Below are 23425 nucleotides of genomic sequence, written 5' to 3'. Positions count from 1 at the left end.
CAATCGCCTTGGCGCCTGAATCCGGAGGGTCAACAAGTGCACCTTAGATGGTCCTTGGTTGCCCCAATACCGCGACAAGCAGTGGGGGAAATCTGCCTCTCATTCCATGGGAAGCTCCGCCGTTCCTTGTGATTTCCAATGCGGACTTCCGCATTTCCCCTTTTCATGAAATGTCGAATCTGTTAGAGAATCAAATTGCATGTCAAGACCTTCTCAACGAGGGGCGGGCCTTAGGACGAGGTTTCGTTCAATTTTGACAAGCAACGAATCGCGGTTCGGCGGATTCAACGGGTATCGTAGCACGGGGGGAATGGATTCCCATGTGGAATGGATTCTGGAAACTCACCGCAATGGTCGGTGTCATTGGAGTCGGGCTTTTTGCGGTCTTTCAGGCCCAAAAAAGCATCCGTCTTCCCACGGTGAGCATCGAAAGCGATGCTGCGACCGATGACGTAAATCAGGCTACGCCGGACGTTGCTGCTGAAGACGAACTTCCAACTGATCGTCTCAAGGAAGCTCCGCCAACGGTTGTGGGGCTGTACGACGACGGTATCAAACCTGCCGTGAACAGTGCCCGTCGTCAGAAAAACGAAGAGCTTGCCCTGCCGAAAGACATCACGATTGAACGTGGTGCCAAGACAGTCACGAAAACGCTCGCCAAAGGTAAACAGACCGCCCAAATTCTGCCCGTGAAGCGGATGGGAATCGATTTCAACGAGAGTGATGAGCCTGAAGAAAAGTCGGATACCGATTCCGCAGCGTTCGGTGATGAACCGACGCAACTTCCTGCGGACGCTCCGACCGAAGTTCCGGTTGACGACCCCATGGAAGAGACGTCGGAGGACGCGGCTGTTGGTGAGGACAAATCCACCGAAGATAAATCCACCGAAAAGGAATCCGATCCCTTTAGTGACGATGGGCCCAACACCAAAACAGAGTCGGAAGAAAAACCAGAAGCGGAACCCGCCGCTGAGACCGAAAATGCGACGACCGACTCTGCCGAAGAACCTCAGGCTCCCCTGACGGACAAGCCGGGAAAATCGAAAATCAGTTCCGAGTTCGAAAGCGATCCACCTCCGCCACGATCGAATCGCGCCAAACGCAAGAGCGAAAAACGAAGTGAATCACCGCTGACGGACGATGTGGATGCCTTTGGCACACCTCCAGACGCTGCCGCGCCTTCATCGAAAAAAACGATCAAAGCACCCGTAGTTCAGGACGATGCGTTGCTCGATCCTCCTTCACGGAGCGACGAACAGGAAAAAGCCGAATTCAAATTTGATGACACGGATTCTCAGCCGGAAAGTTCCAAAAGCGAACCGGTCGAGTCGACTTTCCCTGTGGACGATCAGGCGTTGTCGACGGGACCTTTGCGTACCAAAGACAAGTCTCCGCCAGCGCGGATGCCTGCGGTTTTGCCTGATTCGAATTTCGATGATGTTTCCACCAAGAAGCGTGAAAGTGGCCCCCGTCGTGGTCAATACGACACCGTCACTCAGACCGACATGATTGGTGATGGCGACATCGGAGATCCATCGCAACGCGGTGTACAGCAGCCACGCCTGACCATTGAGAAGATCGCCCAGCAGCAAGCCGTGCTGGGGCAACCGTTGATTTATTCGATCGTCGTGAAGAACGTCGGCAACGTGGATGCACACAACGTTGTGGTTGAGGACCGAATTCCCAAGGGGACCGAGCTGAAGGGAACGTCGCCGCAGGCGGAACTTTCCGGAAAGCGACTGATCTGGAACCACCCGTTGCTGCGTCCGAATGAAGAGAAGAAAATCTCAATCAAGGTGGTGCCGCATCAAGAAGGTCCAATCGGCAGCGTCGCCCGCATCTATTTCGCGACCGAAGTCTCGACGGAAATTGTCGTCGCCGCGCCTCAGCTCGATTTCAACATCAAATCACCTCGCGAAGTTCGCATGGGCCAGCGATTTGACATGGTGTTCCTGCTGAAGAACGTTGGAAAAGTCGATGCCACGAATATTGTCGTTCGAGACATCGTTCCCGAGAGTTTGAAGAACGAAGCGGGCAACGATATCGAATGTCCCGTAGGAAAATTGGCTCCGAACGAATCTCGTGAAATCGTTCTGACGGTGACCGCCACCAAAACGGGTACCGTGATGAATCAGATCGTTCTGACTGCGGATAGCGGGGTGCGAAAGAGCTATGAGAACGAGATTGACGTGAATGGCGAGGTTCTGGTTCTGACGCGTTCGGGCCATAATCAGCTCTATGTCGAACGTTCGGCAATCTTCACCAACAATGTCCGCAACGACGGCAATCAGCGTGCGGATCGCGTCAAGATTTCGGAAGTTGTCCCCGCTGGAATGCAGTTTGAGACTGCGTCCGATGGTGGAAAGTTTGATCCACAGGCGCGTGCCGTGGTCTGGACTCTCGGGCCACTCGCCCCAGGCAGCGATCGATCGGTCACGGTCAAATACATGCCGAAGGAAACGGGAACACTCGCGTCGAACATTACGGCGACGGGCAATTTGGGGAGCACGGCGACGGTCAATGCGTCCGTGAAAGTGATCGGCAAGCCGGAACTGCAGATGGAAACGCACAGTGCGACGGGAAGCGTAACGGTGGGTGAACGTATCACATCGCGATTCCAGTTGAACAACAGCGGAACCGCGTCTGCGAACAACGTGCAGTTGCGAATTCGTCTGCCAGCCGAATTGCGGTTGATTACGGCTCGGGGAGCGAAGTATCGTCAGGACGGCGACGAGCTGATCTTTGAACCGATTGTCGAGTTGGCTCCTAAGTCAAAGGCGTCGTTTGAACTGTTGTTGGAACCGATTGCCGAAGCCGATGCGCAGATCGAACTGGCCATCGCGGCCGAGCATTTGTCGAAACCAGGGCGACGAATCGAGACGATTCAAATCGCTCGCGACGCACTCAAATAACCGTTTGCTCATCATCGAGTGTCCCGTGCAGGATGTGGAACAGGCCCCGCGATCGTCGTCATCGGTTTCCGCTTGATCACGACGCGGGAAGGCTTGCGGCAGCCTTTCGTCTGGTGCACAGACTTCCGATTCTGATCTGCTTCGTGCTCGTGTGTGGTGCTGCGCTTGGCGATGAACCACAGGCTCGCTATTTCGAGCAGCTACGCCAGAGAAGCTTGTTCGCGCTGGCCGAGACCGAAGCGATTGCTCGATTGGCGGCGGACGATTTGTCGCTTGCCACGAAGACCGACCTGACGCTGGAACTCTCTCGCTCCTTGGCCGAGCATGCGGGGTTTGTGCCGGAAGATCAGCGAAATGAGCTGTGGCAACGGGCGAGACAGGCGGTTCTGGATTTGGTCGAACAAGATCGATCCAATCCCCGCGTGATTCTCTTGCAGCTTCAGATTGGATCAGTCTGGGCCGTCGAGGCAGACTGGCTACGAACTGAGCGTGACGTTCGAACATTCGACGAGACGATACTTGAGCAGGCTCAAGCAGCCTGCGCCGAAACGCTCGCAACGCTGACGCCACTGGAGAATTCACTGACCAATCCCACTCCCGAGTCGGCGGCCAAACGCGCGGCCGATATACCGTTGTCCGGCCATGAGAGGCGGACGGTCATGCATCAGGCACGCTGGTATCTGGCAGCCACTTATCGCAATCGGGCGGAGCTCGCAGCGGCTGGTTCCGCGGAAAGATCGTCAGACCTGGCCGAGGCCGATCAGGTCCTGAGACGTCTGGTCGGCGTCGCGGATGAACCGCTCCATTCGCGGGCAAAACTGCTCAGTGTGACTTGCCTGCGATTGAAAGGCGAAAACGCCCGTGCTGCCGAAGCCCTTGGACTATTGGAGCGAAGCGACGCAAAAGGGATACCCCTTATTCAAGATGAAATCATCGCCGAACGAGCGCGCCTGCAACTGGCCCTGAACCGACCGACGGATGCCGCCGAGCTCATTCTGAAAGCACGTGCGACGCGGCAACGGCTGACGGGCGAGGTCTGGTTTCTACAAACTCAGGCGTTGATCTCGTTACGGAAAATCGCGTTGGAAAAACAGCAGGAGACACTAGCTGAGCGACTTGCGGAACAGATTGTGACGGCGATCGAGCGATGCGAGGAACAGGTCGGGGGATACTGGAGCCGTCGATGCCGTCAGATCTGGGAGAACGTGCAGACGTCACAAAAGTATGGTGCGGAACTCGATTCATTGATGCAGCAGGCGCGAATCGATTTCACGACCGGCCGAATCGATGCCGCAGTCGAAAGGTATGCCAAGGCCGAACGTGTCGCGCGTGATCGCGCTCAACCGGATCTCGCGATGGAACTCGGCTTCACGCGGGCATCGATTCTGCTCGAACATTCACGCTTTGAACCTGCTGCAGCCGAATTTCTCAGGCTGGCGTCATATGATGCCGCGCATACTCGATCGACACAGGCGCATCTGCTTGGGACCTATTGTCTCGGCAGGCTCTACGATGAAAAGAAGACACAGGCGCGCCGCGAGGCCTATACGAATGAGTTGGATCAGCATCTGGCGAAGTATGCCGAGGATACCACAGTCAATGAAGCTTATTTTCTGAAGGCTCAACTCGAAGAACAGCGGTTGCAGGCGACCCAGGCTCTGCCGCTGTACTTGCAGGTCGATACACAACATGTTCGCGCACTCGATGCGATGTCCGGGGCCGCCCGCTGCTATGAAACGATCTTGCGAAGAATGATCGAACAACATCGGCCATCAGAGATGTTCGAACGCGAGGGCATCGATCAGATGTCGAAGTTCTTGTCGCTGGCGGCGAATGCGCCCGATAAATGGACCGTCAAGCAGGCGGACGTTGCGCTTCATCTCGCGGCATTTCTCTTGATGTCGTCGCACGAGTCTGCCAATAAGGCCTCATCGAGCGGCGGCGAGCGGGGGCGGAGTTCTGATCTCCAGGACCTGAAGCGTTCCGCGCGCCCGGAACAGGCGCGGCAGTGGCTGTCACAAGTCCTTTCATTTGCTGAACAATCCCGGGCAGACGATCTGTCGACTGAAGCACGGCATCAGCTAGTGCAGCGTGCGAATTCACTAAATGTCATTGCCTTGGCCGGAACGGGAAAACGGATCGAGGCGCAGCGTGCGTTGACGCAATTGACCGCGACACCCAAAGAGTTGTTGGGACTCGTGGACCAACTGGTTCCATTCGTAGCGGCGGCCCAGGGGGATGCCCAAATCCAACTGGCAGCATTGCAACTGCAGGCTGCCGAACGCGTGCAAAGTCAGCGAGATCAATTGTCCCCCGCCGAGACGGCTTTGCTCGATCGATGTCGAGCGAAAGCCTCCTTTTTTGCTGGTCAATCGGCAAAGGCTGTTGCGCTAGGCCAGCAATTGGCCGAGCGATTTGCGTCTGATCTTGACCTTCAACGTGAGTTGGCCAATCTGTTCGGCGAATCGCGCGACGTCGATGCCAGCGTGCTCGTCAAGAAATGTTGGCGACGTATCGAGTCGCAATCGAAGGCGGGGACATCGGAGTGGTGGACGGCGCGGCTAGGGGTCATACAGACCTGCATTCGTGAACGCGAATATGACGAAGCACGCAAGCTGCTGCGGGTTACGAAGGTCCTCTACCCTGAACTGGGAGGCCCTGCGTTCAAGCCGCAAATGGATTCGATCGAGCACGCTCTGAAGGCCAACTCGCCGACGAAACCTTGATTGTCGCGATCAGGGAGGGCGGCAATCTCGGGCCGCGATCATCTTGCCGATTCGCGGTTGCTATCGCGGTGATTCCAGCAACAGATAGAGGACATTGTCCGTGAACGCGGGGTCTTTGGTCATGCCCAAGTGGTCGGTGAACAGGAACGTGACGCTGTCCCATTTGACGGGACTCTTGAGTCGCGGTGCCCAGTTGGTTCGGTCCGCCAGACGCTCGTCCATCAGCGCGCTGTGGCGTGTCACGATCCCGTCACCAGCTACGCGAGCGGTCGGTGATAAACTTCCTTTTCCGTCAACGGTGTACTGAAAAACCGTCGGATGTGCGTCACTTGCGATCAGGTGAATTGTGGTGCCTTCCGGCGGATCGGCTTTGACGTCAATGGCCGCGTGGAACGCTTCGGCGCGCGCCAGGCACTTTGACAGGTGTTCGTATGCAATCTGAAGGCGTCGGCTGGGATCGGGTTCGTCCGGCAGTAGATGACGCAGGATCTCGGATTGATTGGGGTTGAAGAATCCCCAGCGTGCCTGAACCCACGTTTTGGGGTTATAAAGATCGACAGCCACTTTCTGCGGTCCCCCCACAACGGGACGGTGTCGAGTTCGCGGCAACAGTTGATAGATCGAGGGCATCGTCCCCAGGAGTGCCGGCTCATAGCGTGAAAAGAAACGTGAAAACTGCACGCCCTGCGTCAGGTATTCCACCGCTTGCAACGAACCTGCGTTCGGGGGCGCCACCATGACCAGTCGGTCGACGTATTGGGCACCCGCCCAGGTGACTTCGGGAGGAGATTCTTCGTCAGGTAACGGAGCATCGCCGTACTGAAGATAGTACCGGGCCATCACGCTGCCCATCGAATGGGCGATGATGTCGAAACGGACTGGTTGAGCCTCTGTTCCGTACCTTTTTCGCCGCTGCTCTTCGACGTACGCTTTCTTCTCCAAAATGAATTGGTGTAGCAGGGCCGCCGTTTCGACATTGTCCCGTCGCCAGTCATAGGCGAATTGGAAGCAGTTGTCGTATTGCACGCCTTTGTTCAATCCGCCGACGTTCGAGGTGGAATCGCGATAGCCACCCGATCCCAAGGCGGTCAGAATGTCGCGATAGGCGGCGATCTGGAACGGAACGCCAAAGACTCGCACATTCAGCATGTCGAGCGGTCCGGCCACTTGAACGGACGTGTAGAGCTCCCTGAGCGACCTGCCATTCTCCAGGGGAAGTGCAAGGAGTCGAGCGCCTTCGACCGATGCGGGGTCGATTCCGTTTCCGCCAAATTCACCCCAGACGACACGTCGTCCTGTTTCATCGACCAGTTTGGACCCCAGGATTCCCGGGATGACGATGATTGGATTCCGCTGCAGATCGTCGATCTGTGCGGTGCGGCGATAGATACTGTCCAGGTCTGGACGTCCCGAGGGGGACCGTGCATCGCTGGAGGCGGCGGGGACAATATCCTCCGCGTCGTTGGCTGTGATCGACGTTTGTCGAACGCTCGAGCTGGAGCTTTGCCAAAATCCTTCGGACGAGCCGTCAGAGGACGAACGGGGGCTTGTCAGTCCGGCGCGTTCCACCGGATCGATTTCAGAAATGATCGTGGCACGACCGGTCGGTGCGAGGTGGCGGCATCCCGCGAGACTCGCCCAAAGGCAGATTGCGATCCAAAACGTCGACCGAAGCATGACTTGCCCATCCCTGGAGCTGTCAGAAGGGATGGGCAAGCATAGGTGAAACCGTCAAACGCGAACAGACGGGTTTCGTCTGTTCGCTTCGGAACATAAGTGACGAATTAAACAAGCTTTAAAGCGCACTCGCGAACGTGCTTCAGGCACGCTTCGATGTCTGGCATCGGGTTGCTTTCGTTTTCTTCATACTCGATCGCGACACAATACTCGTACTTCATCGCCTTCAACGCTTTGAGCAAGCCTGTGACGTCCAGGTCGCCTTCGCCCGCGATCTTGAACTGCTTTTCACCGTTCGGCAGCGTCTTGACGTCTTTGAGATGCACTCCGAAGACCCGCTTGTTCAATCGCTGAACCGCTTCAACCGGATTTTCGTTGCTGCGAAGATAGTGACCGGTGTCGACACAGGCTCCAATCTTGGGGTGGCGGTCTTTCACCACTTTTTCCACGTCGCTGATCTTGTCATAGCGATGTTTGGGGCCGTGATTGTGGATCGCAATCGCCACGTCGTATTCCGCGACCAGTTTGTCGAGCAGATCGAACGTCGCGGCATCCGGCTTGGGATCGGCACTTAACGATTTGATTCCCATCGCTTTGGCAAATTCGAAGATCTCACGTGCGGCGTTCTCGTTGCCGTCAAAACCGACGACCCCGTACGAGAAGCAGGTAATCCCTTCTTTCGCGAGTAATCCCTTCTGAGCTTCGATGTGCTTGGGGACCGTGCTCATCGGAATATGGCCCGGGAACGATTCCCAGTACTTAAGACCGAGCTTCTTGGTCAGTTCCAGTGCTTCCTCGGCCTTTTTGAAGCCTCGCAGCGAGTAGCTTTGAATCCCCATCTTCAGGCCCAGGTAGGGATCGTTGCCGTCGGCGGCGGTGGCCGCTCGGGAAATCGAGGCCGCTGCTATTCCAGCAGCGCTGGCGAGAAGGAAATCACGTCGGTTCAGAGATACGGCCATGGTACGGCTCCTGTCGGGGCGTTGACTGTCGGATCATCATTTAGTGACTCACGAGGCTCGTAAAATACCGCCATCCCCTTCGAAGTGCGATTCCACGCAGAAGAGAAACGCGGGAAATTCAGCTCGCTTTGGCCCGTTCCGCGTCTCTGGTGACGTTGCCGGTCGGCAACATCCCGCGCAACGCGTCGTGGCATCATCACATAAGATTCAAATTTTCAATGACTTGCGACCGCTTTGTACGGGATTGATCTGCGATGGATGTCGCCGAAAGTCAACGTCACGGGCATGTGGGCAAGTAGAGGTTAATGGCCTGTTCGAGACGCTTCACAGATTTTGCAAGTAATTTATGTGAAAGAGGATGCGTTCCGATGCGACATCTTTTTGTAAAGGAAACGAGACAGAATTCTTCGATTGGCATTCAGTCTGCTTTACAGGGTAACCATGCTCCGAAACATCAGACGACACGAACAAGTCGATGAATCGCAGCAACCAAACTTAAAATCCTCAGAAAGGATCGCCACGATGAATGCTCTGTTTACCAACCTGATGAATGACGAAGCTGGTTTTATTGTCTCTGCCGAATTGGTGATGATCGCCACTCTGGGAGTCCTGGCCATGGCCGTCGGACTGTCGGAAGTCGCATGGAATATCAACAACGAACTGCAAGACGTCGGTCGTGCGTTCGGTTCAATGAACCAAAGCTTCAATCTGCAGGGGCAGAACTGCAATCGCGGCGGTAGTGCTGGCAGCAGCTACAACGACAGCCAGAACACCGGTTCAGACATTCAAGCCGGAAGCCACATTGACTACGAACAGTAATCAACGGGCCTGCTGAGGTTGCGATGTCGACCCAGCAATCCGCCAGACAATTCTTGACACGTTGGCCGCAACGAGATGCACCTCGATCGAACTTCGGATCGCACCAACCTGAAATCGATCGACTCGAATCGGCCATCACGTGAGAAACGACATCTTTCCCACTTGCACCACGCTCTCTTAACACACAAAGGAACTGCACCCATGACGAACTTGTTCGCCAAACTCTGGAACGATGATGCTGGTTTCGTCGTCTCTGCCGAATTGATTCTGATCAGCACGATCGCCGTCTTGTCGATGGTGGTGGGCTTGTCCGAAGTTGCCTATGGCGTCGTCCAGGAATTGGAAGACACCGGCTCGGCCTTCGGGGCTGTCAATCAGAGCTTCCGCTACACCGGTCTGACCGGCCATGCGGGAAGCTCTGGCGGAACCTGCTTCACTGATCTGGTGGATTTCTGCGATGCCGCTGGCGATGTGACCGGAACGATGCCCACGGGCGAAGGAATCCAATGATTCTGAATTGACGGGATGTCCGATCCCGTCAAGCGATACATCGAGGATGATTCATCCTCAAACGACTCCTTTCTGGCAAGCGGCCCCTGTTGTCTCACGACGCAGGGGCCGTTTGTTTCTTTGGACGCAAGAAAGCCGACGGGAAAAGAAATCGATCAGACGATCTGTTCAGGCTTTCCCACTTCGTCCGTCACACTGAATGTGTCGCTCTCGCGGCTGGTGTAGTACACAATCAGTTCCGCAAGCAGTCCCAGCGAAATGGCCTGGGCTCCCAATAGCATCAACGCGATGGAGTACGCCAGCAGAGGACGCCCCCCGATTGGGGTCGGCTTAAAGAGGGGAATGACATGCATCAGGAACCAGGTCAGCGCCAGGTACGCCGATCCGATGACACCCATTCCAAACGAAACCAGACCCGCGGCACCTAACATGTGCTGTGGGCGTTGGCCATAGCCGATCAGAAATGTCACCGTGAACAGGTCGAGAAAACCTCGCATGAAGCGGCGGTATCCGTACTTCGATTCTCCGTGCTGACGAGCCCGATGGTTGACGGCGAGTTCGGTCACTCGGAAGCCACGCGCATTGGCGAGCACGGGGATGAACCGATGAAGTTCGCCATACAGGCGGATTTCGCGACCGACTTCGGCCTTAAACAGTTTTAGTCCGCAGTTATGGTCGTGCAGTTCCAGGCCGGTCATCCGAGCGACAAGCCAATTGAAAACGAGACTTGGATAGACTTTGTGCCACGGGTCGAGCCGCCGCAATTTCCAGCCGTTGACGACGTCGAAACCTTCACCCAGCTTTTCGATGAACTTCGGGATTTCCGCAGGGTCGTCCTGCAGATCGGCGTCCATCATCAGAATGAGTTCGCCGCGTGCTGCGCGAATTCCCGCCGTCAGTCCCGCAGCCTTGCCAAAGTTGCGGCGAAATCGCAGGCCCCGGACGCTCGAATCGGCTTTGGCGAGTTGCCGGATGACTTTCCAAGATTTGTCTTTCGACCCATCGTCGACGAAGATGATTTCACAATCGAGCGAATGTTCTGAGACAACTTGCGCGATCTGGGCGTGCAGTTCATCCAGACTTTCGGCCTCATTAAAGACCGGAATGACGATCGACAATTTCATACAGAACTCGCATGGAACGGGAGCGATTGGGGGTGAGTCCGCTCACAATACCACACGTCGCCGACGGATTCAGCCGGCGGAGGATCGTTGCCCGGGGGCAATCTTCGTGAATCGACGGACCACGCACGTTTCGACTCAAGGGGTCGACGTCGATTTGGGCTGCGTTGTCGCTGCAGTCTATTTCGGGGCGAACTTTTCCGCCTCTTTCGCGGTTTGAGTCGCTGCGGCTTTCTCTTTTGAAGCCGTCTCCGCTTTTCGCTTGGCAACGGTTTCCGCGTGCAGCTTTGCGGCCTTTTCACGACGGGCCTGGCCCGCCTTCTTCAGCTTTTCGACGCGTTCCTTCTCCGCCGTGGCTTCCTGTTCCGCCTGCTTCTTCATCTCTTGATCGAATGCTTTTTGCTGTTGGGCCTGCAACTTTTGCTGTTGCTGGTTCATTTGCTGGAACTGGCGCATGCTGCGTCCCGTGTATCCGTATCCTCCAAAGGCCATCGCCGTTTCGGTACCGACCACTAGCGCTACCAGAACCGCAGTTGTTCCAATTGCCCAACGTGTCATGATTTTGCTCCTCAATCGGCGTCGACCATGTTGACGATGGCCCGCAAGACTCTTCACCGTAAGTGTACCACTCGTGTCCACAACTTTGCGATGAAAAATCGGCTGACAAACCTGTCATCCGTTCCGTTGTGTCTTCGACAATTCCAGCCCCGCTCCCTTGCACGAAATCTCATTCATCAACATTCTGGCGACGCAATCCGCTGCGAAACGTGGCACATGCGGGTGCCGAATGCGAGGATACAAAAGTGCCGATTCTGTGAAGGAACGTTGATTCATGCTGATCGAAAAATTTGCCATTCGACTGACGCTGACGGCAGTGCTGATGACATTTTCCTTGTCGGCCCTGGCCGCTGAGCCTGTGCGCCTGATCTTCGATACCGATATCGGAAATGACGTCGACGACGTCCAGGCGTTGGGTGTGATTCATGCACTCCAATCACGAGGCGCGTGCCAGCTTTTGGGCGTGACGATTACCAAAGACAACGAACTGGCAGGCCCGTTCATTGACTTGATCAATACCTTCTATCATCGCGGTGACATTCCCATTGGAACCGTGCGACAAGGCAAGACGCCCGAACCGGGGACATATCTGCCTCTGGCCGCCGAACTGATCAACGGAAAGTTTCGATACCCCCATGACCTTCTGAGCAGCAAAGATGCGCCGGAAGCGGTGGGATTGTTGAGAAAACTGCTGGCGGCACAGCCCGATGGTTCTGTCGCCATCGCACAGGTCGGGTTCTCGACGAACCTCGCACGGCTACTCGATTCGAAGGCAGATGACTGGTCGCCGTTGTCGGGACGCGATCTGATCAAGGCGAAAGTCAGTCTGCTCTCCGTCATGGCCGGCGCGTTCCAGCCGATCAACGGCAACGCGCACTACTGCGAATACAACGTCGTCCAAGACATTGCGAACTGTCGAAAGCTGGCCGACGAATGGCCGACGCCGGTTGTTTGGAGCGGCTTCGAAATTGGTATCGCGGTGCCCTATCCCGAATCCAGCATCAAGCGTGATTATGGCTACTCGGCCGATCATCCCGTCGCCGAGTCGTACCGCCGGTATGTCATGCCACCCGGTGATCGTCCCACGTGGGATCTGACGAGCGTCCTTTATGCCGTTTATCCAGACCGAGGCTATTTCGACCTGTCTGAACCGGGCCGCATCGCGGTCGAGGGAGACGGCTTCACGAAGTTTGCACCGGACGCTCAGGGACGTCATCGATATCTCAAATTGACTGAAACACAACGCACGCGAGTTCTCGAGGCTCTTGTACAATTGTCGAGTCAGCCTCCGTCGAAATAGTATTATGTGGCAGGACATGGATTGCGCTTGGGACCAATTCTCGTGCTCAGAAGCGATCCACGTCTTTCTGATCCGCGGTGTCGAGCGGGCTGCTCGTCACGGTGGTCTGAGAAATAGAATGGCCTGAGAAGTACCGCGCACGAATCGGCGGAGAGCCTGTTGAAGCAACGGGGACTGCCTTCGACAAGATTAAAAAATGCCCATGACATCCTGCATGGCAGGTGCCTGTCCCCCTGACTTCAACAGGCTGCTAAGCAGCAGTCATCAGAGTATTGAACCGCAACGGACCAGGAGACATGTCATGCCTTCATCATCAGATTCCGTGTCACGTCGTCAATTTCTGCAAACCACGGCTGCGGCGGCCGTCACGATTGCAGGGGCTCCGATGGTTCTCACGGCCTCGAAGACGGACAAGCCATTGATTGTCGGTGAAGGCGATCATCAGTTCGAAGTGCAGCACAACTGGCCACAGCTTCCCGATCAATTCAAATGGCAGACGACGCACAATGTTGCGGTCGATAAGGCCGGGAACTTGTACGTCATTCACGAAGGCCGGACGGATATGAAGGACCATCCGTCGATCTTCGTATTCGATTCCGATGGTAAATACATCCGGTCGTTCGGTTCGCAGTTCCAGGGCGGCGGCCATGGAATTGAAATTCGCCAGGAAGGAAAACAAGAGTTTTTGTACGTCTGTGCATACCAGCACTTGAAGACGTTTGCCAAGATGGACCTTCGCGGTGGAATTGTCTGGCAGCGCTATGCTCCCATGGAATCGGGGGTTTATGCGAAGGGTGAGAATACGCGTCCCGAAGATCGGCCCGATCCGACGAAAATCTGGGGTCCCGAACGATTCCTGCCGACCAATTTCGCCTTTCTCGACGATGGCGGGTTCTTACTCGTGGATGGCTACGGCGCTTCGTACGTTCACCGATACAATGCAGATGGAAAATGGTTAAGTTCATTTGGTGGTGTTGGTGAGGGCGAGGGGAAATTCGCGACGCCGCACGGGATCTGGGTGGACAAGCGTGAAGGCCGCGAGCCGTCGATTGTCGTCTGTGATCGGGCTCATCATACGTTGCAATACTTTACGATGGACGGAAAATACCTCGAGACCATCAAGGGGTTCGGTCTTCCTGCCAATGTGGAGACGTGGAAAAACTTGATGGTGGTGCCGGAACTTCACGCCCGTGTCACCTTGCTGAATGAGAAAAACGAAGTGGTGGCGCGACTGGGAGACGACGTCGCTCGCGTGACGACGGAAAAAGGGATTCGCGAGGACAAATCCAAGTGGCTGGACGGCAAGTTCGTTCATCCGCACGACGCCTGTTTTGCCAGTGATGGCAGCATTTTTGTGGCAGAATGGGTTGGAACTGGGCGAGTCACCAAGCTCAAGAAAGTGACCTAGTAGTTTGTCAGGACGAAAAATACACGTCGGTCTGGAGGGCTTTGCCGAGTCCCCGTGCGTTCCAGCGACTCACTCGTCCCACTCAGGCCAGTCGAAGATTTTTGTAAGACAAGGCATTCGACGAGCTTCAGAATGGAATTGTGACGTTGATGAGCGTGCCGCGAACAGGCGAGCGAGCCTGCAGGCGTTGGTCATGGATTTGTCGAGGCAGCGCTTCTGTGCCACTGTTTTTTTGAATTTTTAAGGACGAGCAAGACGTTATGGAACCTGTTTACGCGATCGCTGATACCTCGCAGATTTATTCTCCCGCTTTGCTCGTTTATCGCTCGATCGTCATCGAGAATCTGAAAAAGATGATCGCGATTGCCGGAAGCCCGCAGCGATTGCGACCTCATTGCAAGACGCACAAGATGCCGGCGGTGACAAAAATCGAACTCGAAATGGGAATCACCAAGCATAAATGTGCGACGTTCGCTGAAGCGGAAATGCTCGCCACAGCTGGGGCGAAGGATATTTTCCTAGCCTACAATCTGGTGGGGCCCAACATCACGCGCGCCGTGCGTTTTTTGCAGAAGTTTTCCGATGTGCGCTTCATCGTGACGGCCGATGACTCACATATGATTTCGGAACTGGATGACGCCATGAGTGCGGCCGGCCTGAAAATTCATGTCGCTTTGGACCTCGATTCTGGAATGCACCGAACCGGGATTACGCCTGGTCCTCGCGCGGCGGAACTCTATCAGCAGATCGTCGACTCCCCTGCCCTGGTGCCGGCGGGATTCCACTTCTATGACGGGCACAATGCCCAGACCGATTTGAAGGAACGCACCGCCGCTGTGCATGCCGGATGGGAAAAGGCCTCCAGACTTCGCGATGAATTCGTCGGTCGTGGTTGGCCCGTTCCCGCAATTCTCTGTGGTGGTACCGGGTCATTTCCAATTTTCGCGAAGATTGCCGATCCTGTGATTGAGTTGGCACCCGGAACGTGCGTCTTTCATGACTTTGGATATGACACGATCTTTCCCGACATGGACTTCAAGCCCGCCGTCGTCATGCTGACACGTGTTGTGAGTCGTCCTGCATCCGATCGCGTCACGTGCGACTTGGGTAGCAAGTCGGTTGCGTCTGATCCACCCAAGGGAACTCGCGTGATGTTTCCCGATTTGCCGGACGCGCAGCAGGTGATTCATAACGAAGAACATCTTGTCTTGCAGACCCCGCTTGCAGGAAACTTCCAACCGGGGGACGAACTGTACGCGATTCCGAAGCACGTCTGCCCTACGTCCGCACTCTACAAGCAGGCGTATGTGATCGATGACGGAAAAGTGGTGGAGATGTGGGACGTCACCGGTCGCGACCGGTTGATCACCATCTGAATTGTTCCCGTGAAGCGCGAGCGAAGGGGCGATCAAGTCGGCTACTTGATCGCCTCTTTCAGTTCGTGGACCCGCTCATTGTTGGGATTGCTCTTGAAGATCTCATCTACGAGTTTCTTGGCTTCGTCCGTTCGGCCCGCCGCGATGTAAGTCTCGACCAGCCCCAATTGAAACTCGACCGCTTTCGGTTTCAGTTCCAGCGCAATCTCGTATTCCTCAATCGACCGCTTGTAGTCTTCAAGACCGCGGAAGGCTTCGGCCAGCATCCGATGAATGTCAGCATCCAGCACATCAATGTGGATCGCCAATTTGGCGAAGCGATAGGCCTGATCATACTGTTTGTCGGCGAGTGACATTTCCGCCAATGCTTTTCGCGGTGCTGGGTCGTCGGATTCAATTTGGACAAGTGTTTCCAGTGCGGCACGGCGTCGATCGTGTTCCCCCGTCATTTTCGCCGCATTGGCAATCCCCTTCCACCACTCGCTTTCGTCGGGGAAATGCTGTTTGCCCAGCTCACAAAGTTCGATCGCCTCGGCCGCCCGCTTCTGCTGCAATCGGGTTTTCATCAGGATCTCGAGAATTCGCTTATTGGGGTGTTCCTTATCGAATGCAGGTTCCAAGACCGAAATGGCGTCGTCGAATTTTTCTTCTCGGTAGTACAGCGTGGCCAGTACCGCGGCTGCGACCGGATGTTTGGGATTCGTCTTAAGAACTTGTTGAGCGATCGACTTGGCTTCGTTGCGTTTCCGGATCAGCAGCATCAGGCGGGCATAGTTGGCCGCGGCGTCGGGATCGCCTTTATTCTTTTCGTAAGCCCGTTCGACCCGCGATGGATTCAGCTCCGAATCGGCTTCCGTCCGGTGCAGACTGGCGACGATGGCGTCAAGGTATTGCCGGTAGCCTTGCTCAAAGTCTTCTTTGCTGACTCCAAACACTTCGGGAATGGCCTTATCGGTCGAGAGATTGCGTCGGTATGCGTCGAGTAACCCCGCGAGCGATTTCTCGCCGAACCGTTTGACGATGTATTCTGCATACAGCACGCTCTGACAATAGGCAAAGTTCCAATTTGCGATATTGCCTGCGCGAATGAATCCCATACTCAGGTTGTCGAGATTTTTGAGTTCGCCCTTCGGAACGCGGTCCAAGAGAAGCGCATTCCATTCCACCGGTCGTGGATAACCTTCAGATCGAACGGCCAGCGCCTCGGTATACCAGTGAGGGATATTGAACTGGGTTTGCTGCAGCGTCAGCACATGGACAAATTCGTGCTTCAGAACCCGAGCCCAGTTTAGTGGCTTTTCCATCGATCCCGGGCTTTGCATGGCGATGATCACACCAGTTGATGCACCGATTGTCTGCACCCACGGCAATCCCACCATGCGAGCGCTAAACCACTGGTGCCCCGACAGCCCCTTCGCGGTGTTATAGATCTCGATTTGCGTCCGCGCCTCCGGTTCATATCCAAACAGGGATGTCAGCTCGGGATAGACTTCTTCCAGATATTCACCCATGTAGCGTGCCAGCAGCTTGTCGAGCTTGCCGTCGGCGCGAATCACGAAATGAGCGGTCTCGATTGACTCATAGTCATCCAGCACCTTGATAACCTTACGCATGTTGCTGACGCGTACATGATAAGGGTCGGCTTTGAACGCCTCATCCAAGGTCCGCTTGGCTGCATCGATCTGGCCCGTCTGCATGTAGAGCTGTCCCAGCGCATTCTTGGGCTGCGATAGCTGGGGCATTAGGAGAATCGCCTGTTTGAGAAGCGGTTCAGCCACGGAATGTTGACGGAACATATCCACGACTTCGGCGAGTGACGCGAGAAAAATTCCCGGTTTGGGATTACGCGTGGCGACATCAATCAGAATTTGTTCACAGCGCGTGGGATCAGCAAGCTTGAGATCGGCGATATGATCGAGATGTCCGACCAGTTCCTTCCAACGCGTCGGATCGGGCCACCCATCCTGCAGCATGCGAAGTGCGGCGAGCAGCGCTAGCGTCTCGGTCTCAACTGGATTGATTTGCAGGGCATCGGCCAGAAGTTTCTCGGCGGCATCGCTGTCGCGAAAATAGAGCTTGGCCGTTGCGAGCGCCTGAAATGCCCCTGTTGAGCGAGGATTAATCTGAAGGGCGCGCTTGGCCTCTTCTTCCACTTCGTCCCAGTCGTAATCACCCACTGCCGACTTGGCGAGTTCGACGTGGACATCGGCGGCATTGGGGTTGATCGCCAATGCCGCCTTCAGTTCGGGACGGCCCTGGGATTTGTTGTACTTCTCGAGCAGCAGGCGACCACTGACAAGATGGGCCTGCCAGTAGGTTTTATCCACCTTCAGAGCATCGACCGAAACCGTGTTCACGCAGAAATCGAGAATCTGTGCGGAACTGTGCCAAAGTGCATACTGAGACGCACCTTGAGCCACCAGGACCAATGACTCGGCATCCGCGGGCTGCTTCTGATTGTAGAAGCGGACAAACCAACGGTAAGCCTCGTCCGCCTTTTTCAGTTCGCCCTTTTCCGTGAACAACTGAGCTTGAACGAGTCGTGCGAGCAACTGATCTCCATCGATTGCCAATGCCGCACCGACATCCTGATTCGCTTCGTCATAGCGGCCCTGACCAAACCGGAGTCGCGCTCGCTGCGCAAGGAGCGCCGCTGACTCGCGATCTTGCATCGATGCGGCGAGCGTCTCTTCGGCTGCGACGACGTCGCCTTGTGCCAGTTGCGCTTCGAGATGTAACAATGCGACTTTGACCGGATCAAGATCTTTTGCGGCGTCTCCTTTGAACTCGTCAAGGCACTCGATCGCCTCTTCATACCGACCACGCTGGAAATTCTCCCGCGCCTTCTCAAACAGTACGAGAACATCATCAGCGGTCAGACTGCGCGAAATGAACAGCGCCACAAGTGCGATGGAAACGATCCGGGAATTCATAATCGACGCCAACGAAAGATCGGAGAAGCCCATTCCATGGAGTGACGCTACTTGAACGCCAGTTCCGACGCAATGTGCGACGTCGATCGGCACGCAAAAACCGATGATCTGCCGTCCGAATTCAGGTCAGGATCAAGGACTCACAATGTTCCGGATTCCTGGTGGCTCCCTGCTCTCATTCTCCTCCCATCAGGACAAAGTTCGTTGTATACGTAAGGAGCCAATTGCCATCAATCAGTGTCCAGATTTGCATGGATTGATGATTTTGGTAGGTTTGGACCTGCTCCGCTTCCTCGACCTTGCAACTAAAGACGTATTTGAGAAACGCGACGTCCTCGGTGATCTTACCGACTTCGACCTCACGAATTTTCACGTCGAAATAGCGTCTGCGCTGCAGTTCCTCGACGGTGGGCGCGTTACGGCTCGTTCCAAAGTAGCCCCAGTTGTAGCCTGGCCGGACGAGTTTTTCGTACGCCTTCCAATCCCGCGTACTGGCGGCGTCCCAAGCTTGTTTGTCGAGCGCGAGCAGGGTTTCCTTGAGCCGATTGTTTCTGGCAGACCACTCTTTCCAATCTCTTGTGGGCATTTGCTCGGCGCCCTTCGCGTCAGTCCCACGGCGAAGTTCGACATCGCGTACGCCGCGCTGATCCGAGGCCTTCCCGCGATTTCCCTGTTGTTCATCACGGGAATTCGTCGCGGAGTTTTTGACCGTCAGCGTCAATTCCTGCAGCAACCGCTCTAGTCGCTCGATTCTGGCCTCGAGATCACGACTTTCTGCGGCGGAGGTTGGCGCCTGTGTCGCCTCTGTCTCCGGCTCCCGTTCGGCAAGCCCGCGCCCAACAGCATCGTTGTCGGGACGTTTCTGAGCTGCCACCGGCAGCACGCAGAACGCAGAGATCACAACCATGAACAGCGCGCCCCAGGACATTTTTCGGTTCAGCTTTCTCGTCATGACCATCTCGATTCTCCTTTTCACATGCGAACCACCAAACGCTGCTCCTACGACAACAGGAACAACGCGACGCTCTGCGAGAAATTGGACCGTCCACAACAACGCTTTTCCATAGCTTCGCTGACCGTTCGGTAGCGCCCAGACCACCCACGCATCGCAGCATTCTTCTTCCGCCTGCCGAAGCTGGTGGCTGGCCCACCAGGCCAACGGGTGCCACCAGAAGACTCCTCGAACGAGGATCTCGAACCACCGCATCAGATGGTCACCGCGACGAATGTGCGCCAGCTCGTGGACCAGAACCGTGTGCAACTGCTCACGATCCAGCTCTCTCAGCAGGCGGGCCGGCATCAGTAGCAAATGGCGACGCCAACCGGCACAGACGAGCGGTGGAAAGTGGGCGTGAAGGACTCGAATCGATGGGTAACTCTGTAAACCCATCCGCTTCGCGAACATTCGAGTGTCGTCGAGAAGTTCGGCGTCGGCGTCGACCGCAGCAGAAAACAGTGTGCGGAACCGACCGAGCTGTCTCCAATGGATGATCGCCCCAACGATCAAACCTGCACCCCAGGTGGCGCACAGCCACGTCTGCCAGTTCGCCGCGATCAGGATCGCCAAACTTGACACAAGGGATGCCTGACGGCGGGACGTCGACATCGGTGTCACCTCGGCTGGCTCCGTCGTTGAATCGACCATCACTCGAATCGGCCCACCTTCCTGATGCATCGGCTCCGGCCGTGACATTGTTGGTGCCAATGAGAGGTCGCCGTCCCCCGGCCGCTGCAAGGTGTCCACATCGTCAGCGAGAATCGGTGCTGCTGCACGGCTGACAGAAAATAACCGGTGATCAGGCAGCGCGACCGAGAATAGAGGGGGCGTGATCAGCTTGGCGAGTACCAGAAACCAAAGGGCATGCGCGAGTTGTGGGTTGTGCCAGAACCGTTGGATGCCAGACGTGAAAAGTGCCAGTACGCCCGCCAGGACGGTATTCGAAACGACGCCGTTCAGAACGCTGTCCATGGCCGAGTCTTCCTATTGTTCCTCAAGCAGACGCCGCAACGCCTGCTTTTCTATTGGACTCAACCGCTCAGCCTGAACCATGTGCATGATGAACGGCGACAGTGATCCGTCCGACAATTTTGCGGCCAGTTCCTGCAACTGCATCCCTGCAACCGCGTCACGCGTCACACGGGTGGAGAAGCGATGTACCGGCTCGCGACGGTCGCGCAAGACGAGCTCCTTCTCCTCCAGTCGCTGAATCAGCTTCTGCACCGTCCCGATCGCGGAAGCGCTTTCTTCCCCATACAACCGGCTCGCGATCTCTCGGGCCGTAAGCGGCTGATCGCTCCACAAGACTTTGAGGAGGACCAGTTCGGTGTCGGTAATGAATGCTTTCGGGGCGGCCACGCGCGAGCTCCATTGACATCACGTCTATGCTGATCGTAGACATGATGTCAATGGACGTCAAGGGGCGCCGGCGAATTCGAGATCTCACCTCCAATGAAAAAAGGTTCGATCGCCGCGGAAGGGCAATCGAACCTTTTTTGTGAGTTCTTTTCTGGGAGGGAGTGCTTACTGGTATTCCGGGTCCCAGGCACTGGCCACTGGCATATCCGGGGCCAGCACATAGATTTCGACGCGGCGATTCTTCTGGCGGTTTTGTTCGTTGGAGTTCGGTTCAACCGGCTGGTACTGGGCGTAGCTTGAGATTCCCATTCGGTTCTCAGAGATCCCCGCTTTCGTCAATGCGCGCTCGACAGCCAAAGCTCGATGGGCTGACAGACCAAAGTTATCGACGTGTCGCTGTGCCGTGTTCTTGTTGGACACAGGTCGGTCGTCCGTATGACCCGAGACCAGAACCTTCAGGCCGCGGGCATCACCCTGATTCATGATATTGGCGAACTCTTGCAGCACCTGCTTGGCTTTGGGCTGCAGTTCGTCGCTTCCTGAGGCGAACAACAAATCTGTCGAGAACTTGCTGACTCCGGTCTGTGGGTCGAAGTCAAAGTCTTTGTACTTGCGTCGCAGTTCTTCCAGGCGTCGATTGGAATCGGGAGACAACGGATTGCTGCCAGGCTTGTTGCTGGTGAGTAGCGTCTTCATCTTCTCTTCCAACTGACTGTTGGATGAGGCGAGATTGTCGAGCCGTGCATTGGCGGCATCCAGACTTTGCTTGGCGGCAAAGTACTGTTGCTCCATATTGGCTTTCTCGGAGGCCAATTGACCGGCCGTGGCCGCCAGCCCATTACGCTCCATCGCCAAGGCTTTGTTCTGTTGATACAGCCTTTGGGCATGAAGCTGGCTTTGCTGAAGCGCAAATCGGGGCGGCCGCGTGCGGCATCCCGACGTCGTCATGACGGTGACTATCAGGCTCGTAATGGTGCAGACTCGTGCCAGGCGATACATCGAAAGCTCCTCGGTGAAGCGTGCCATGACGCGCTCACGAAATGGCAATTGACGTGTCGCGATCCACACGGGATGCGAACAATCAACAGCCACCATGCGCGAACGCCACGGTCACCGTACGATCAGAGGCAAATTGAATCGAATTGATTGAATCGAAAAGACAGGATGCTGACGGGTGGATCTCGGTTCTGACTGTCCGCCGTTCCCGCGACGAACAATCCTCAAGACCCATTCAGGACGGGTTTATAGTGACGACCGAAATGGGTGCCAAGGGGAACCTTGAGCGAAAGCCCCGGTTCGCCCGCTGTTTTTCCTGAACATTTCGTGCTCTTCGTTGATCTCTGGCGAAAAGTGCCGATGCGATCGATCGTCCTGGCGCGTGGATACTGCTCTGTTTGTTGGTTGAAGTTTGTGCAGTACTTGTTTTCGGAGGAATTCAGCACCGCAGGTCGAACTGTTGAAGCGATGTAACGGCATTGTTGAAAGAGGTTTGTGTAAAATTCGTCTTGAAAATTACCTCGCGGACGGGTGGTCCGCAGGGGGTGCAACCGATATACTGGGAAATTCGAAATTCACTCGTCTTGACGTTGCCCATGGCGGCGCACGGCGATGCCAATTCTGCTCACCAAGGACTGAAACGTCGTCATGGACACCGAACTCAAAGACCGCTGCCAGAATCTGATCGAACGAGTCCTCCAACTGCGGGGGTCTCTTTGACTGCGATTCCAAGAATCGCCGGATTGCCGAGATCAACGACGCCATGGGTGGGGCCGGTTTTTGGGACAATCAGGAAAAAGCTCAGAAGCAAGTCAATGAACTGAAGACGTTGAATGCCGCCCTGAAGCCCATCAACGAGTTGTTCTCGGGCTCGCAGGATTTGGGCGTGCTCGTTGAGTTTGCCGAGGCGGAAGACAGCCCGGAAACGATCGCCGAGATCAATGAAACCGTCGAGCGACTGGAACAGCAGTACCAGGAAGTGGAACTGCAGGCGATGCTGTCGGCGCCCGAAGATGCAAGTTCTGCGTACGTCGCCGTTCAATCGGGCGAAGGTGGAACCGATGCACAGGACTTTGCCGAAATGCTGATGCGAATGTATCAGCGTTGGGCCGAGCAACGCGGTTTCGCGGCCGAGATCCTCGAAGTGTCACCTGCGGAAGAGGCGGGAATTCACTCGGCCACGCTCGTCATTCGCGGCCCATATGTTTTCGGTCTCTTAAAAGGTGAAACAGGCAACCATCGGCTGATTCGGATGAGCCCCTTCGATTCGGCGCACCGGCGTCAGACGTCGTTCGCAGCGGTCGATGTGACACCGGAACTGGACGACAGTATTTCGATCGAGATCGAGTGGGATGATCCGAAAGTGATTCGCGAAGACATTTGTCGAGCGAGCGGTGCCGGTGGGCAGAAAGTCAATAAGACCGACTCTGCTATCCGCCTGACGCACTTGCCGACGAATGCCGTGGTGCAGTGCCAGAACGAACGCAGTCAGCATCAAAACCGGGCACTGGCTCGAAAGATGATGGTTGCCAAGCTGTATCAGATGGAGATGGACAAGCGCGAAGCAGAAACCGCTGCTCGCCGTGGCCAGAAATCTCGAATTGGATTCGGCGGAGAAACCATTCGAAGCTATGTCCTGCATCCGGAATCGTATTGCAAGGACAACCGATCGGACTACAAAACCTCGCATCCCCAGGCGACGCTCGACGGTGATCTTGATCCGTGGATTGAAGCCTATCTGCGCTGGTGCCTGGGTGTGACCCAGGGCAAGTAG

The 23425-nt window shown here is 55.8% G+C and carries 16 protein-coding genes; 8 read left to right on the top strand and 8 right to left on the bottom strand.

The window, feature by feature from the left end; genetic code table 11:
- Positions 1-320: 320 nt before the first annotated feature.
- Both OSO_RS0105495 and OSO_RS0105490 read left to right on the top strand, forming a co-directional pair.
- Complete coding sequence (locus tag OSO_RS0105495; RefSeq protein ID WP_010582480.1) at positions 321-2912, top strand: DUF11 domain-containing protein; 2592 nt, start codon at positions 321-323, stop codon at positions 2910-2912.
- Between the two features lie 32 nt (positions 2913-2944).
- Positions 2945-5638, top strand: a complete 2694-nt coding sequence (locus tag OSO_RS0105490) for a coiled-coil domain-containing protein (protein ID WP_010582479.1) — start codon at positions 2945-2947, stop codon at positions 5636-5638.
- A 60-nt stretch (positions 5639-5698) separates the two neighbouring features.
- Here OSO_RS0105490 and OSO_RS0105485 read toward each other — a convergent pair whose 3' ends face one another.
- Both OSO_RS0105485 and OSO_RS42260 read right to left on the bottom strand, forming a co-directional pair.
- Positions 5699-7315 (bottom strand): lipase family alpha/beta hydrolase, encoded by a 1617-nt coding sequence (locus tag OSO_RS0105485; RefSeq protein WP_010582478.1) that lies wholly within the window; start codon positions 7313-7315, stop codon positions 5699-5701.
- A 107-nt stretch (positions 7316-7422) separates the two neighbouring features.
- Entirely contained in the window at positions 7423-8274 is an 852-nt protein-coding gene (locus OSO_RS42260) for a sugar phosphate isomerase/epimerase family protein (RefSeq protein WP_010582477.1), read from the bottom strand.
- A 522-nt stretch (positions 8275-8796) separates the two neighbouring features.
- On the opposite strand from OSO_RS42260, the gene OSO_RS0105475 reads away from it, so the two are divergent.
- Positions 8797-9093: a hypothetical protein gene (locus OSO_RS0105475; RefSeq protein WP_010582476.1), complete on the top strand. Its 297-nt coding sequence runs from the start codon at positions 8797-8799 to the stop codon at positions 9091-9093.
- A 201-nt stretch (positions 9094-9294) separates the two neighbouring features.
- A complete protein-coding gene (locus tag OSO_RS0105470) occupies positions 9295-9603 on the top strand; it encodes a hypothetical protein (protein ID WP_010582475.1) in 309 nt (102 codons plus the stop codon).
- Between the two features lie 155 nt (positions 9604-9758).
- Here the strand turns inward: OSO_RS0105470 and OSO_RS0105465 are convergent, their stop codons facing one another.
- Both OSO_RS0105465 and OSO_RS0105460 read right to left on the bottom strand, forming a co-directional pair.
- The gene (locus OSO_RS0105465; RefSeq protein ID WP_010582474.1) at positions 9759-10727 is read right to left on the bottom strand and encodes a glycosyltransferase family 2 protein; all 969 of its coding nucleotides are present in this window, start codon (positions 10725-10727) and stop codon (positions 9759-9761) included.
- Positions 10728-10904: 177 nt separating this feature from the next.
- Complete coding sequence (locus tag OSO_RS0105460) at positions 10905-11282, bottom strand: hypothetical protein (protein ID WP_010582473.1); 378 nt, start codon at positions 11280-11282, stop codon at positions 10905-10907.
- A gap of 274 nt (positions 11283-11556) precedes the next feature.
- Between OSO_RS0105460 and OSO_RS0105450 the strand changes: the two genes are divergently transcribed.
- From OSO_RS0105450 to OSO_RS0105440, 3 genes are all read left to right on the top strand, one after another.
- Positions 11557-12582: a nucleoside hydrolase gene (locus OSO_RS0105450; protein WP_010582472.1), complete on the top strand. Its 1026-nt coding sequence runs from the start codon at positions 11557-11559 to the stop codon at positions 12580-12582.
- Between the two features lie 301 nt (positions 12583-12883).
- Positions 12884-13990 (top strand): twin-arginine translocation signal domain-containing protein, encoded by a 1107-nt coding sequence (locus OSO_RS0105445; protein WP_010582471.1) that lies wholly within the window; start codon positions 12884-12886, stop codon positions 13988-13990.
- Between the two features lie 260 nt (positions 13991-14250).
- Positions 14251-15366, top strand: a complete 1116-nt coding sequence (locus OSO_RS0105440; RefSeq protein ID WP_010582470.1) for a D-TA family PLP-dependent enzyme — start codon at positions 14251-14253, stop codon at positions 15364-15366.
- A gap of 41 nt (positions 15367-15407) precedes the next feature.
- On the opposite strand, the gene OSO_RS0105435 is transcribed toward OSO_RS0105440, so the two are convergent.
- The 4 genes from OSO_RS0105435 to OSO_RS0105415 form a co-directional block, all read right to left on the bottom strand.
- Positions 15408-18299 (bottom strand): tetratricopeptide repeat protein, encoded by a 2892-nt coding sequence (locus tag OSO_RS0105435; protein ID WP_162130512.1) that lies wholly within the window; start codon positions 18297-18299, stop codon positions 15408-15410.
- Between the two features lie 175 nt (positions 18300-18474).
- Positions 18475-20268 carry a M56 family metallopeptidase gene (locus OSO_RS0105430; protein WP_010582468.1) on the bottom strand — a complete coding sequence of 598 codons (1794 nt, stop codon included), beginning with the start codon at positions 20266-20268 and terminating at the stop codon, positions 18475-18477.
- Between the two features lie 12 nt (positions 20269-20280).
- The gene (locus OSO_RS0105425; protein ID WP_010582467.1) at positions 20281-20655 is read right to left on the bottom strand and encodes a BlaI/MecI/CopY family transcriptional regulator; all 375 of its coding nucleotides are present in this window, start codon (positions 20653-20655) and stop codon (positions 20281-20283) included.
- A 165-nt stretch (positions 20656-20820) separates the two neighbouring features.
- On the bottom strand, positions 20821-21750 hold the full coding sequence (locus OSO_RS0105415; RefSeq protein WP_010582466.1) for an OmpA family protein: 930 nt from the start codon (positions 21748-21750) through the stop codon (positions 20821-20823).
- Between the two features lie 549 nt (positions 21751-22299).
- Here OSO_RS0105415 and prfB point away from each other — a divergent pair.
- Positions 22300-23425, top strand: a protein-coding gene (prfB, locus tag OSO_RS0105395; RefSeq protein WP_157605049.1) for a peptide chain release factor 2 whose coding sequence is annotated in 2 segments (ribosomal slippage) — positions 22300-22368 and positions 22370-23425 — 1125 coding nt in all. Because the reading frame shifts where the segments join, the coding sequence is not laid out codon by codon here.

The organism is Schlesneria paludicola DSM 18645, from assembly GCF_000255655.1.
Lineage (GTDB): Bacteria > Planctomycetota > Planctomycetia > Planctomycetales > Planctomycetaceae > Schlesneria > Schlesneria paludicola.
The sequence above is the reverse complement of the archived record's forward strand: the minus strand, read 5'-3'. Positions and strand labels throughout refer to the sequence as shown.